The sequence below is a fragment of the Rickettsia canadensis str. McKiel genome (assembly GCF_000014345.1).
GTDB classification, from domain to species: domain Bacteria; phylum Pseudomonadota; class Alphaproteobacteria; order Rickettsiales; family Rickettsiaceae; genus Rickettsia; species Rickettsia canadensis.
Genome location: NC_009879.1, coordinates 527,781 through 542,138, shown reverse-complemented (window position 1 = coordinate 542,138; position 14,358 = coordinate 527,781). Strand labels below are relative to the sequence as shown.

Here is a 14,358-nt window from a genome sequence, read left to right as displayed (position 1 = left end):
AGAAAACTTATAAATTGAGAGAATTATATATTCAACAGATCAAAACTAAAAAATCACCGAAATAATGCAGTAGAGGGAATAAGTAACAGCTTATTTATCAAATATGCAGAGGGTGACCTAATTGATAGGTTAAAGCTGATTAATAACAATTTTTCTGATATTCTAGAAATATCTGCAAAGTGCGGTTATCTTACAGGTTTACTAAAAGATACTTATCGAAATGCCGATATTACCGCAATAGATATGTCTCCTTTGTTGCTTGATTCATTTAATCATGATCGTAAGTTATTAATTGATGATGAAGATTTAGAATTTCCTTCAAATTCTTTTGATTTAATTGTTTATTCATTAGGATTACACTGGATAAATGATGTACAACGTTTTCTATCTAATATTAGAACATTTTTAAAACCTGAGGGCATTTTTATCGGTAATTTTGTCGGTGGTGATAGTCTAAAAAACTTACGTAAAGTTTTGATAGAGGCAGAAATAATGAGTAATTTTGCACATTCTCCTCATATTTCTCCTTTTATTCATTTTGATCATGTTCCGATTTTATTTTCACAGACAGGATTTGCCGAAGTAATTGTTGATTATGAAAATATTAGCCTTGAGTTTGATAATCCTTTAGCTTTAATGAGAGAAATAAAAAATATTGGTGAGTCAAATTCACTAAATCTTCGTCATAATTACACTATTTCTAAAAAGATGTTCTTTTTACTACAAAATTATACAAACTTTTTTAAAGATAATATTAATTTAATTAGTTTTATTGCTTCACCAAATAAGAATAGTATAAGATTAAAGTTGTTATAGAGGTAATAGTGGTGTATGATTTATTTCATTTCCCGTGTAACTGAGAAAATACAATTTATCAATCCGCAACTTGATCGCAGGATCGAGTTTTTTTAATTTTTTTGGATACCGTTGTCAAAGCCACGGTATGACAAATTGATAATAATATAAGGTACAAGTATGCAAGAATTTGATTTAGTGGTAATAGGTAGCGGTCCAGCAGGTTATACAGGCAGTATTAGAGCTGCTCAGCTCAATATGAAAGTAGCGTGCATTGAGAAAAACGATGCTCTTGGCGGCACTTGTTTAAATATAGGATGCATACCATCAAAAGCTTTACTTCATTCCTCTAAAAAATATGAAGAAGCTTTAAAGCATTTTGAAAGTATCGGTATTACTGCAGAGATAAAATTAGACTTACAAAAAATGCTTGTTAATAAAGATAAGTTAGTCCTTAATCTTACAAAAGGTATAGAAAGCCTATTTGCCAAGAATAAGGTTACTAGAATAAAAGGTGAAGCTAAAATTATCTCTAACAACATCGTTGAAGTAAATAATGAGCAAATTAAAGCTAAAAATATCTTAATTACTACAGGCTCTAGCATCATAGAAATACCGAATATTAAAATTGATGAGGAATTTATTGTTTCATCTACCGGTGCTTTGAAGCTTTCTAAAGTACCTGAGAACTTAATAGTAGTCGGTGGGGGGTATATAGGATTAGAACTTGGTTCAGTTTGGCGTCGCCTAGGAGCTAAAGTAATAGTTGTTGAGTATGCAGCAAGTATTGTACCTATGCTTGATAAAGAAATTGCTATGCAATTTATGAAGTTACAGCAAAAACAGGGTATACAGTTTAAACTAAATACTAAAGTATTGTCTGCAGAAGTAAAATCAGGAAAAGTAAATCTGACAATAGAGGAGGGTGGTAAAAACGTGGTAATAACGAGCGATGTGGTATTAATAGCAGTAGGCAGAAAAGCCTATACGCAAAATTTGGGGCTTGAGTCTGTTGGTATTATTACAGATAAGCAAGGTAGAATTGAGATTAATAATCATTTCCAAACAACTGTTTCAAATATTTATGCAGTCGGTGATGTTGTAAAAGGAGCGATGCTTGCTCATAAAGCCGAAGAAGAGGCAGTAGCTGCCGTGGAAATTATTGCAGGGCACACAGGGCATGTGAATTATAATTTGATTCCAAGCGTGATATATACTTATCCTGAAGTAGCAAGTGTCGGTGAAACGGAAGAGCAGCTAAAAGAAAAAGGCATTAATTATACAGTAGGTAAGTTTCCGTTTTTAGCAAATAGTAGAGCAAGAGTGATCGGTAGTACAGAAGGTATGGTAAAAATTCTTGCCGATAGTAAAACCGATAAGGTATTAGGAGCACATATTATAGGAGCAGATGCAGGTACATTAATTGCCGAGCTTACCGCTTATATGGAATTCGGAGCAGCAGCGGAAGATATAGCACGAACCTGCCACGCCCACCCAACATTAAGCGAAGCTATAAAAGAAGCAGCTCTTAGTGTGGATAAAAGAACGATCAATATGTGATAATTCTCGCAAAAGCTGGGGCATAGAAGAGTATGGGCATGACAGTAATAATGAACAAGCAAGAACTGCGTATTTATTTCAAAGATCTTTTAATAAAAACCCAAGAAAAAATTACTTCCGGCTTGGTCAGACACTCCTTAATAAGTAAAATTAGCCATTTATTAAAGAAGTTAGAAATCCAAACCGTTGGTCTCTATTACCCTCTAAAATATGAAATTAATTTACTTGAAATAACAAACTTACATCCTGAAATAAAATTTTTCCTACCAAAAATTATAAAAAATGAGATACAATATTGTCCTTATCATTATAAGGACTCATTAGCTTTAGGTAATTTTAAAACTTTTGAGCCTATCAATAATGATCTTTTTATTCCTGAGTTAGTTATTATCCCAGGTCTTGCATTTAGTAGTGATGGTTATAGGCTTGGATACGGCAAAGGACATTTTGATCAATATTTAAATAATAACCCAAATATATTAACCGCCGGAGTTTGTTTAAAAGAACAATTAATCAATAATTTTCCAGTTGAATCTCATGATATTAAGCTTAAATTTGTGATCTCGGTATGATTTATAATATGTGGCATGGCTTGAACAATGCTCTCTATGTCATACCGGCAAAGTGGGAATGACATAGAAGCCCTACAATAAGGGCTATAATAATATTATAACATAAAAAAGTTATTACACAAACTTATTATTTCATCTTTATATTTTTGTTTATACAAATATTTGCTTTTTAAATTTAGATTTTTAAAATCTTTATTTGTTACCGGCGAGTATTTACACAACTTTATTAAATCTTCATCTAAAATAAAATGCTTACGAGGAATATCTATAGTTTGTGCATTCTTTTCGCGATAAGCTGCAAGTATTTGAATTCTACGGTTAAAGCTCTTATCATCACTTCTATATTTTATTTTTTTCCAAGCATCTTTTGGCTCAACCTTATAATTTCTAACATCTAATAAAGAGCCAAGAGTAGTTTGATATTTATTAACTAAATTACTTCTAATAATTATATTATTTAACTCTTTATATATCTTATATAAATACTCAACGTCTAACATAGCATAATTTAACATATCACTAGTAATAGGACGTTTTAACCAGTTAGATTTTTGATGAGTTTTATCAATAGCAATACCGAATAGTTTATAACAAAGATCATCATAGCTTAGTTGTTTACCGAATCCACAAATATTCGCTGCAATTTGTATATCAAAAACATTAGAAGGTAGTGTTTTAAACAAGTTATAGAAAATCTCTAAATCTTCACGAGGAGCATGAAATATTTTAGTAATATTATTGTCTGCAAGCAGCTTATTAAAAATATTTAGATCCACATTGCTTAATGCATCAATTATTCCGCAATAATTTTCTGCTTTAACTTGAATTATACTAAGCTGAGCATAATAAGTATAGCGACGCTCAAATTCTGTATCTATGCTTAAGCATGTCTTACTTGCTAACTGTTTACAAACTTCTTCTAATGTTTTTTGATTATCGATCATTTGCATAGAAGGGATTCTATAAAGCTCCGATAATTTTTAAGAAAAGATTAGTATGAGATAAAGATAAAACAACTTCAAGACCGATTAAAATAATAATGATCCACTCAAGTTTGGTAGAATGTTTATAATTAAGATCGTTTGAAAGAATATTCAAAAGCTCATGAATCATATTAAGACGATGATTCATTATATTTTGCCGTATTTCTATGTCTTGAAACTCTGCCGTCATAAGATATAGAGGCTCATAGCTCGGGCGACGCCAAAAGAATTCCGGAGTATCGAATATATCACTATGCAGACTAATTGAATAACGTTCGTTAAATAATATACCTATTTGCTGTAATATTTCCTTTTTAGAAAGTGATACGCTACCGGTTCTAGCGAGTTCCTGCTGTATAGGAGTTGTCTGAATAATCAAGTTACTAACAGATTGCTCAAGAACGCTAAGTTTAACTGATTGTGCAAGAGCATAAGAAATAGAGAGTTTAACAAAAATCGATTTATCAGCTAAGATAATTTTATTTTTTTCTTCATCAATAAAGGTTTTTTCAACCTCCGTATTATATTCACAATAAATATAATCTGATACCGGTTCTTTAAGCTTATTTACTGTTACTAAATCAGTATCACTTAAAATTATTTTTTCTTGAATTTCATCATCGCCCCAAATAGTTACACAACCAAACGGAAAGAAAAATATCTCTATAAAATCAGAATCTTTATTTATCTCTTTCCGAATATATAAAACATCGTCAAAATGTTGAGGTTCAAGACCAATCTTTTTTAAATTAGTAACTAGATCAATCATCTTATATTCGGTAGAAGTACAGTAAGATGAACATCTCATGATTATTAAGTTTAATTTAATATAAATTTAGAGTATAGTAGTTATAGGAACGTATAAAGTCAATAATATTATAACTATGTATGAAATATTAAGTGATAGAGAGGTTATTAAAATAATAGGTTTAGATTCTGTAAAATTCCTACAAAATCTTGTTACTAATGATATAAAGAAAAGTAAATACTGTTATACTTATTTACTTAACAATAAAGGAAAATACCTATTTGATTTTTTTGTGTATATTCATAACTTTGAGGAACTTTACCTTGATATTGATAAAAGTAATAAAGCTACTTTAATAGATCATTTAAATTTCTATAAATTTCGTTCCAAAATACAAATAATAGACTGCCATGACAAATATAAAGTTATCTACTCACATCAAAAATTAGATATAGACACACTAGTGACATCTCGTGATCCTCGCTATACTAAGCTTGGTTTTCGTTCAATAGTAAATAGAACATTAAAAGATACTCTCGACCCTTTATGTCATTCCCGTGAAGACAAGAATCCAATATATCTAGAAGATAAATATAATTTTGCAATAATAGACGGTGTAGAAGATTTATCTTTCAATAAATCTATCCCAATTTTATATGGCGGTGAAGAATTAAACGGGATTAGCTACTATAAAGGTTGTTATGTAGGACAAGAAGTCATTTCAAGAGCTAAATATCAAGGGATTATAAGAAGAAAGATATATAAAGTTATAGCAGATGAAGATTTATCCTCATTAGTTAAAGATGAAGAAATACTTGCAGATAACGATACAATCGGTATAATATGTTCAAGTTACCATAATAAAGCAATTGCTTTAATTAGAGTAGAAAAATATCTTGCCGTTAAAGAATCTAGTATTAGCGTTAAAGGGATTAGCATAGAGCTATCATTAGCACCTTGGTATTAAATTTAATAATTTATTGATATTAGTAACTTTTTATATATTTTAAAAGCGTAAATGAAAAACCATGTTTCATGGTAATTTTATTGTAAAATATAATATAAATTTTGGAGCTTTTTTTATGTATACACCTTTTCAATTACTAAATTCAGGAAATATACAAAACATACAGCAAATACCGGCTGGCTATATTAAACGGAAGTAATATTAATGATGTTAAGGTTTATTAATTTGATAAAATAAATATATATAAAGTTTTTCTTCCTGCCTAGGCGGAAATGAATGACATAAAACAAGTCATGCAACAAAGCCTATATTCTTTAACTTTACAAAAATATTGTTTGTTTTTTATCTTTATTATCATTTATCTTTATTGCTACCTGATAACTTAATTCTATGCCAAATATAGATATCATTGTTTTTACTAGCTTTTAGTGATTAATGTGCTAGTTGGACTTCTAAATATAAACAATATTTGTGAATATATAGATTAGGGCAAAGTGATTTTGCCACAGTTACAATAGTTGCAACTCTTATTGCTACTTCGATCGTTACTAGTACTTTTTTAATTGATAATTTAAGAATATATACGGATTGCTTGTTTTACTTTATTACCTAGTATATTTGGTAACGTCGTTAGTTGGGAATTAATTAGTTACTTTATAACTCCTAGTTTTGAGAATTTTTTGGGTAGCTTATCGGCAGCGGAAATAATAGGGAAGGGCGTACCCCGGGCCACAAAGTTAGTATATTAATAACTATAGGTAGGATGATTGCTATGCAATTCCATGTAGCAAGCTTAATATTATAGCTATTCATTTAATATTGCAAATTCTACATAGATTTATATATAACCACCGTAATAATAAGCTATTCTGCTTTTTTGGTGGTGTAAAATCGGTTACTTTTACTAAAAAGGTACAGTTTTTTACCTATAGTAGCGTTATTCCGGTAATAGGAATTATTGTATTGCATATTTTTAGCGACCAACATATTCTAGACTCAAATATACAAACTCGTCTAACTGATTTACAAGGATTGTTTCACTATAATAGTCCTAAATTTGGGATATTTTATTTTTTATATATTTTACGTCACTTAGTCCTTCAATCTTGCAAAGAATATTGATGGCAAAAATACAAAACAAATATCAAAAAGTTTTTTTATTGGTATAATTGCTGCAATATTAACTATTTATTATATTGTGGCAAATATTTTCTTTAAGAGTGGTTTTAAGTATTAATCGAATATTAACCGCTATCGTAAATTTACTTTTTCCTTGGAAGTTATTATATTTTAAAGTAACTAGGTGGTTTGAGTTCTTTAAAAGAACCGTTAGCAGTTAAAATAAATTAGGAAAGAGAGAAAAAGAACATTTGTGACTTTACTTAGGTCGGTTTTATTTTAATATCAATGTTCTCATCCTTATATAGAATAAGGAACCATTTGGAGATATATAACATTTATTACCATACCACACTTATAACTACCACAATATTAATATCCTTTATGGTCTTTAAAATTTAAAAAGAATTATATTATATCTTTATCTTGGTTTATTGCTACGTTTGTTATTAGTAATTTACTTATTAAATCAAGTAGTTTTGATCAGTTGCAATTAATGAGTTTGATAATTAACTTACTTATAATTGCAAAGTTATACTTGCAAAGTTTTATAAATTATTTTATGGATGATAAGTTATTAATTAGTATATATAGCTTCCATTTAAAAGTAAGATATTTCTTAACATTATTTAGTAGTCTTTTTTTATAGTATTCTTAAAACCAAGGCAAGAGCAAGAAAGATTAATTAAAGCTGTACAATGCTCATTTAGAGGCACTAGAGTTAATTATCGAGAACAAAGAACTTGAAAAATTACTTGAGTTGAAACATGAATTTTTACGTAAAATAAACCATGAAATAAATACACCGATAACCGGGTATTATTAGCCTTTGTGAAACCTTATGGGATAATTATGATAAGATTTAATGAAGATCAGCGTTGCAATACACTAGAAATTATAGCTACAAGCTCTATTAGATTAAATAGCTTAATAAATAATATTCTAGATTTTTCAAAATTATCCAGTCTGAATTATAAAGAAAATATAAACTTAAGCAAATTGCTATACAAAAGAATTCAAATATCTAAGAAACTATATCTAAACAGTAAAACCCTAAATTTTACACCTAATATTGAAGAAAATATAATATTTAACTGTAATCCTCATTATATTAAACACACATTCAATAATTGAATTATTAATGCTATAAACTATTGTAGTCAGGAATAATAAAAATTGATCTATACATACAGGAAGATAATATTTTCACTATAAAGGACAATGGCATAGGAGTACCAAAGGAAGAATTACAACCTATATCGGTGTATTTGTTGTAAGCTCTAAAACACGTACGCACACCGGCAGGAGGCAGAGAGGGGTAGGGCTTGCATTATATAAGAAAATAATAATAGAACTGTATGCTGGAAAAATTTGGGCAGAAAACGATAAGCAGGAACAGTAAGTATATAGTACTTTTTGTTACAGCATTTACTGATTATCTAAAAAAATCAAACAATGCTAAATTAGCATTTTTATTCTTCCTTGCTTCGTCAAAATTTACAATTTTTCCTTGCAATGACGTAAAATCAAACCATAAATTAGCATCCTTATCTATGAAAATAATTATTTTTAACAAACAACATTAAAAAGATTTAATATCTATTGAATGCTATAGATTATGCCATAAGACATGATAACCGACAAATGCTTAATGGAGAGTTAACGGAAGCAGATAATAACTCCTACGGTCAGGGTTATCCGGATGATGCACAGGATAAATTAAAGGAAGCTATTAATGTTACCTTTACAAAGATTTAAAACTTTAGTCGATGTTTTTCAGGTGATAGCATTAGCATTTTTTGTCGATACAAAAGCAGAAAGGGAGAGCATCTTTAAAGAAAGCCTTGGAAAAGGCACAGGTTAAAATAATTTGGACTGGTAACAGTGGATACAGTTACGGTGAATTTGTAGAAAATTGTTTTAATATAAAACAAAAATAGAATAAAATCCTGATAGACTATAGCAATATTACCGTTTTATATTTATTACTAAACAACCACTATAATATCCCAACTATTCACAGTTCAGTGCAGGCTATTACACCTATAATAAATATTTTTAAAGGCAATAATGGTGAATATAAGTAAAGTTAGTGGAGGAAATATAACAGGTAAAATAATAGGGCTGATTATAAAAGATTTTTGCTTAAAGCATATCCAAAATATAGAAGCTTATACAGCTGAAGGAATAGGGCATAGCGAAATAAATCATCCAATTATTATGAATCATGACGTAACGATAAGCGATAGTGTTTTAAGTTTTACTAGTCCTTTTGAAATAATAGAAAATAAATGACACATTCTATCAGAATAGGTACAAGAAAAAGTCCACTTGCTTTAATTCAAACTAATTTAGTTATTCAGCAAATTAAACAATTTGTTCCTGATATTAATTATAAAATAGTGCCTATTACTACTAGCGGTGATTTAATCCAAAATAAACCCTTATACGATATAGGCGGTAAAGCCTTATTTTTAAAGGAAATAGAGCAAGCTTTACTTGATAAAAAAATTGACTTAGCTGTTCATTCTTTAAAGGATGTGCCTGGAAGGATTCCTGAAGATTTAATAATTGCTGCCGTTTTAGAGCGTGAAGACCCTAGAGATGTTTTTGTTTGTCTAAAATATAAATCTATAGAAGAGCTGCCGCAAAATGCCATAATAGGTAGCTCGGCAGTACGAAGAAAAACATTTATCGAAAAAATAAGATCTGATTTAAAGGTAACAGTTTTTAGAGGGAACGTTGACTCAAGAATAAAAAAGCTAATGAATGGTGAAGTTGATGCAACGATTTTAGCATATGCAGGGTTAAAAAGACTTAATGCATTTAATCCTCAATATTGTCATTTGATAGAGTATTCACAGATGTTGCCGTGTATAGGGCAGGGAGTCATTGCAGTTGAGATTAGAAAAGACGATAATGCTATGCTTGAGACATGCAACCAAATTAATCATCTTACTACCTTTGAATTAATAAAGCCTGAAAGAGCATTTTTAGAATATCTAGATGCTAATTGTCGCACGCCGATTGCTGCTTACTCTAAATATTTAGATAAAGATAATATAGAAACCGATTTCATGCTCGGTAACCTTGAAAGTAGTAAAATAACTTTCCATACTGAAACTACTAATATAAAAACCTCAAAAGAAGCAGGCATAAAAGCTGCTAAAATAATGTTGAGTGAATTAGAACGATAATAGCAAATAATATCTAAATTAATTGAGGAATTATATGAAAACAATTGACTTGTAGCATTGCTTAGTTTTTAATGTATCGGTGACAACAGTAATACATTGGGAATTAGAGTAGCATTGCAGAAAGACTATGAAAAAGAAGGCTTGAAAGTTGAGAATGCTGATATAAACATTGAAGAATTAAGTCATAGTCAAATAAATACTAATCAGATACAAAAGCAAGTCATTTTATAGGTGCAGTGATTGATAGGATTAAAGGATACATTTTAAAATCAATGAAAAACAGTAGTCAATTTATTTGGAGTGGGCATCAGCTACCAACGGAAGTAAAGGCAAATTTACTAAGAGCAAAGAAAACAAATTAAATATGCAAACCCCGAAATGAAATTAATAGACACTACAGCTATACCTCATAATCTTACAAAAGCAGAATGTATAAAAGATTATAATAATTTAAAAAATGATAAAAAATTCCTCTTTTTTCTAACGGTTGTATAATTACTTGTTTGACAGACGATATACTAATGCACAAGTACATAAAGATCAAAATATGATACTTGTCAATATAATCCGGAAACTAAAGAAAAACTTTCGGTACATAAAAAAGAAGATCAATTAGATAAAGTTAATCAAAAATTCTTAGATAGGGTTAAATCAGAAGGAGTAAACCCAATATTTGAACATTTTGTATTTGGAGAAAAAGTGTATTTAAAGTTATTGAGGAGCAGCCTTAGAAAGTTTAAATCTAGCGTAGTAATGATTTGAGATGAATCTTCAAGCAAAGTTACTATAGGTACAAATTTATTACTGGAGCAGGTATATATATTAACCTTAATCAGGCAATGAATGATATATATAAACTATATAAGTAAATAAATTCTTTGTAAGAAGTGATAAAATATTCAACGGGCATGAGGAAGAGTTGACTCCATATACTACTCCTACTATAATTCCTAATTATGCAAATATAGTAGCAGGGCAGTTTCTCAAATTTAATGATGCTAAACTAATTTAGTTTAGCATCATTAAATTGGGTAATATAGAATGAGAATTAGTATCAATACATTAAGCAAGGCAACAATAAGATAGCGGAAAAAATTGTGATTAAAAGTTTTATGTAATTTAGTTGCATTTACATTATATGTAATACAACTTTTCTAAGTTTATATGCATGTAATTAAGCGGCTTCATCACCATAATCTTCATATGTAGAAGTAATAATACACCTGAGTAGTTGTTATAATTTTTTCATTAAGCTAATAGAAAAGCTTAAATTTCCTTCTCCAAATAAAAAGTGAATCACCTGAATTAATATGAGGAATAAAGTTATATTTTGTTATTCTTTTTAGAACTGTCAAAAGCTTGGATTCTAAAGCTTTTTTCTCTATCATGTCAGTAATAACCTAGTTTTACTTGTTATAACTTTAGATTTAGTATCTTTAATTTGTAATTCTAGTATTTTAAATGTACAATCAATCTTCTTTATTCATCAGAATAACTTTTTAGCAATATTACAGATATAATATCACTATAAATACTTTATACTAAGTTATTACTGTTTATACTTTTTTGGAAGTAACTTGATTTTAAGCAGAATATGAGCTGGCGGATAGGGTGGGATTCGAACCCACGGTACGGTTCCCCGTACGCCAGTTTTCAAGACTAGTGCCTTAAACCGCTCGGCCACCTATCCAAGAAGATTCATAGCAAATAATCTTGTATATTTCAATGGAAATCTTGAAATATATAAATTTAAATTATAAATCCAAATTGTTCTTTCACTTCATTTACCGTTTCAGAGGCTCTAATTCTTGCCTTTTCTGCTCCCTTGTGAAGTATTTTTAATAAATACTCTTTATTATTCATTAATTCTAAATATTTATCACGTATCGGTTGTAGATTTGTAATAATAATTTCTGCTAAATCTTCTTTAAATTTTGCGAATCCTTGATTTTGATAATTAGCGATTATTTTTTCCAAACTTTCTTTGGATAAACTTCTATAAATATCTAATAAATTACTAATTTCAGGTCTTGTCTCTTTATCATAGCTCACAAAGCTTAAATGATCAGTTTTAGCTTTTTTTATTTTTTGATGAATAAGATCGTTATCATCTTTCAAATTTATACGCGAAAAATCCGAAATATCAGATTTACTCATTTTCTTTAACCCGTCCCGCAAACTCATGATCCTTGTGCCTGAGCCATTAATTAGCGGTTCAGGTACTTTTAGAATTTCTTTGTTAAATTTCCTATTTATCATACCTGCAATATCTCTTGTTAACTCTAGATGCTGTTTTTGATCTTCACCGACAGGCACTATATCAGCTTTATATATTAAAATATCCGCTGCCATAAGTACCGGATAGGAAAATAATCCAAGGCAAGCTTTTTCTTGATCGCTACCTGCTTTATCTTTAAATTGTATCATTCGCTTTAACCAGCCAAGCGATGTAACGCAGCTTAGTAGCCAAGCAAGCTCACTATGCTCTTTTACCATACTTTGTGCAAAAATTGTTACTTTATCGGCCTCTAACCCTGCTGCTATATAGAGTGCAATAACCTCCATAATTGAATTATTAAGTTCTGACGGCTTAATATCAACTGTGATAGAATGCAAATCTGCTAAGAAGAAAAAACAATTATATTCTTCTTGCATTTTAACCCAGTTTCTAATTGAACCTAAATAGTTACCAAGATGCAAAGAACCGGTTGCTTGCACACCGGAAAGAACAGTTTTTTTCATTTAATGCCTTTTTATTTTACTCATTGTAAAATTATGTTATAAGTACCATTTTAATTAATATAATTATTTTAATAATTATGCTTTGGCGTTTAAGAATTTTATCATTTTATGGATTATTATCGTTATTTACATTTATTGTCTTTCTTATATGCTACATACCAGTAACATATTTCAATGTCAACTATCAAATAAGATATAAAATTGCCCTTATCTTCTCTTATGCTTTTGTGTGGCTTGCAAAAATTTGTTGCGGTCTTAAATATGAAGTAGAGGGGCTGGAGAAATTACCGACAACAATCTCAATAGTTGTATCTAATCACCAATCCTTTTGGGATCAAATGTTTATGCAGTTGATTATTCCTAAACATTCTTGGGTATTAAAGCGTGAATTATTTAATATACCCTTGCTTGGTTGGGGGCTTCGTATGGTAAAACCGATTGCGGTGGATCGAGGTACTAATAGCTCGGTTGCTCAGATTTTAAGAGAAGGTCAGGAAAAAATAAAAGAAGGATTATGGTTAATAATATTTCCAGAATCAACCAAAGTCCCGCCTGATAGAATAGTAAAATTTAAGCCAAGTGCTGTAAAGCTTGCTTCAATTACTAAAGTTCCAATTGTGATGATGGCTCATAATGCCGGTTTATTTTGGCCTAGAGGTTTTTGGTTTAAGCAACCTGGAACTATAAAGGTAAAAATTATTGGCGTAATAGCAAAAGAAGAGGTGGAGCAAACAGATGTACGTATACTTAATGATAAGGTTGAACAAATAATTAATAGTGAAAAACAAAAATTATTAGGTTTTAAAAATAATTAGTATTATCATAAAACTACTAACTAGTTTTTATGGAGGTATTTATGGTAATTACAGCACCGTTAAAATTAATTGCGGTTATCGATAGTAAGCACATGATGCTTTACGACGCTCAAGGAGTGAAAATTACTACTAATAAACCTTTAAAATTATCTTTATATTTAGAGGAACATCACCACCATAGAAAAAAAAGACAAAGCTTTTACCAAAATAAATCAACACCAGGATCATTATTTGAGCCTCATACTTCTCTCAGAGAAATAGAACATAAAGAAGCAGCAAAAAGTGTTATTAAGCATTTAGAAAAAATAGCAAGGAATAATCAAGCTAAATATAAGGAATTGATTATTGTAGCAGAACCGCAAATACTTGGATGTATTAGACAAGAACTAAAAAACGGTTTAAAAAAGATGATTACTAAAGAAATCGCTAAGGGTTTAGTACAACATAGCGTAGATGCAGTTGAGCGAGCAGTATTTGCTTAGATCATAGTAAATAGCAAATTACAAAAGTAATTTGCTACTGGTGCTATAAATATGGTTTAAAATAAATCTGAATGAGTCCCGGTACGCTCAAAAATAATTAAATCTTCATCAATTTTATAAATTAAGAGCTAATCAGGCTCTCTATATGACATTCTTATACCCAAAAATTGCCAATTAAGTTATGATCTCTATATTTTACAAAAGGGCTTTTAGTAGATAATAATTCGATAAGCTTTTTAAAACCTTGACCTCTTGTAATTACGATTTTTATATCAAAAGAATTTATTTTAGTATACATGGCAGCGTACGTCAATAAATCGTATTTTAATGCTAGTGGCTTAAAATATAAGAATAGTTGCACTAATAAGAAAAAGTGGT

10 protein-coding genes, 1 tRNA gene and 1 pseudogene are annotated in these 14,358 nt (G+C 29.6%); 8 read left to right on the top strand and 4 right to left on the bottom strand.

The features are described from left to right. The first annotated feature begins 120 nt into the window (after positions 1-120). The 3 genes from A1E_RS02310 (at position 121) to A1E_RS02300 (ending at position 2,927) form a co-directional block, all read left to right on the top strand. Positions 121-816, top strand: coding sequence for a methyltransferase domain-containing protein (locus A1E_RS02310; RefSeq protein ID WP_081422197.1), 696 nt, complete (start codon positions 121-123; stop codon positions 814-816). Positions 817-975: 159 nt separating this feature from the next. Next, a complete protein-coding gene (lpdA, locus tag A1E_RS02305; RefSeq protein WP_012148640.1) occupies positions 976-2,355 on the top strand; it encodes a dihydrolipoyl dehydrogenase in 1,380 nt (459 codons plus the stop codon). Between the two features lie 50 nt (positions 2,356-2,405). Further along, positions 2,406-2,927 (top strand): 5-formyltetrahydrofolate cyclo-ligase, encoded by a 522-nt coding sequence (locus A1E_RS02300; RefSeq protein ID WP_014363866.1) that lies wholly within the window; start codon positions 2,406-2,408, stop codon positions 2,925-2,927. 95 nt (positions 2,928-3,022) lie between these two features. Here A1E_RS02300 and A1E_RS02295 read toward each other — a convergent pair whose 3' ends face one another. Both A1E_RS02295 and A1E_RS02290 read right to left on the bottom strand, forming a co-directional pair. After that, positions 3,023-3,877: a ribonuclease D gene (locus A1E_RS02295; RefSeq protein ID WP_012148638.1), complete on the bottom strand. Its 855-nt coding sequence runs from the start codon at positions 3,875-3,877 to the stop codon at positions 3,023-3,025. A 10-nt stretch (positions 3,878-3,887) separates the two neighbouring features. Continuing rightward, complete coding sequence (locus tag A1E_RS02290; RefSeq protein WP_012148637.1) at positions 3,888-4,679, bottom strand: RMD1 family protein; 792 nt, start codon at positions 4,677-4,679, stop codon at positions 3,888-3,890. A gap of 115 nt (positions 4,680-4,794) precedes the next feature. On the opposite strand from A1E_RS02290, the gene ygfZ reads away from it, so the two are divergent. The 3 genes and pseudogenes from ygfZ to hemC all read left to right on the top strand — a co-directional run bounded on the left by ygfZ (position 4,795) and on the right by hemC (position 9,941). Then, entirely contained in the window at positions 4,795-5,625 is an 831-nt protein-coding gene (ygfZ, locus tag A1E_RS02285; RefSeq protein ID WP_012148636.1) for a CAF17-like 4Fe-4S cluster assembly/insertion protein YgfZ, read from the top strand. Between the two features lie 2,823 nt (positions 5,626-8,448). Continuing rightward, positions 8,449-9,039: pseudogene (locus A1E_RS06805) on the top strand (LD-carboxypeptidase); the annotation flags it as partial. After that, positions 9,036-9,941 (top strand): hydroxymethylbilane synthase, encoded by a 906-nt coding sequence (gene hemC / locus A1E_RS02265; RefSeq protein ID WP_012148629.1) that lies wholly within the window; start codon positions 9,036-9,038, stop codon positions 9,939-9,941. The pseudogene A1E_RS06805 and the gene hemC, both read left to right, overlap by 4 nt. A gap of 1,600 nt (positions 9,942-11,541) precedes the next feature. Here hemC and A1E_RS02260 read toward each other — a convergent pair. Together A1E_RS02260 and trpS are read right to left on the bottom strand one after the other, a co-directional pair. Then, positions 11,542-11,631, bottom strand: a tRNA-Ser gene (locus A1E_RS02260). Between the two features lie 59 nt (positions 11,632-11,690). Beyond that, positions 11,691-12,683 (bottom strand): tryptophan--tRNA ligase, encoded by a 993-nt coding sequence (gene trpS / locus A1E_RS02255; RefSeq protein WP_012148627.1) that lies wholly within the window; start codon positions 12,681-12,683, stop codon positions 11,691-11,693. Positions 12,684-12,760: 77 nt separating this feature from the next. Between trpS and A1E_RS02250 the strand changes: the two genes are divergently transcribed. Next, positions 12,761-13,498: a lysophospholipid acyltransferase family protein gene (locus A1E_RS02250; protein WP_014363858.1), complete on the top strand. Its 738-nt coding sequence runs from the start codon at positions 12,761-12,763 to the stop codon at positions 13,496-13,498. Positions 13,499-13,539: 41 nt separating this feature from the next. Then, a complete protein-coding gene (locus tag A1E_RS02245; protein WP_012148625.1) occupies positions 13,540-13,980 on the top strand; it encodes a host attachment protein in 441 nt (146 codons plus the stop codon). Positions 13,981-14,358: the final 378 nt, after the last annotated feature.

Bases quoted from the DNA above. Each gene is read 5' to 3' on its own strand.
- lpdA (WP_012148640.1), top strand. From the start codon at position 976: ATGCAAGAATTTGATTTAGTGGTAATAGGTAGCGGTCCAGCAGGTTAT.
- A1E_RS02300 (WP_014363866.1), top strand. From the start codon at position 2,406: ATGAACAAGCAAGAACTGCGTATTTATTTCAAAGATCTTTTAATAAAA.
- A1E_RS02295 (WP_012148638.1), bottom strand. From the start codon at position 3,877: ATGCAAATGATCGATAATCAAAAAACATTAGAAGAAGTTTGTAAACAG.
- A1E_RS02290 (WP_012148637.1), bottom strand. From the start codon at position 4,679: ATGATTGATCTAGTTACTAATTTAAAAAAGATTGGTCTTGAACCTCAA.
- ygfZ (WP_012148636.1), top strand. From the start codon at position 4,795: ATGTATGAAATATTAAGTGATAGAGAGGTTATTAAAATAATAGGTTTA.
- hemC (WP_012148629.1), top strand. From the start codon at position 9,036: ATGACACATTCTATCAGAATAGGTACAAGAAAAAGTCCACTTGCTTTA.
- trpS (WP_012148627.1), bottom strand. From the start codon at position 12,683: ATGAAAAAAACTGTTCTTTCCGGTGTGCAAGCAACCGGTTCTTTGCAT.
- A1E_RS02250 (WP_014363858.1), top strand. From the start codon at position 12,761: ATGCTTTGGCGTTTAAGAATTTTATCATTTTATGGATTATTATCGTTA.
- A1E_RS02245 (WP_012148625.1), top strand. From the start codon at position 13,540: ATGGTAATTACAGCACCGTTAAAATTAATTGCGGTTATCGATAGTAAG.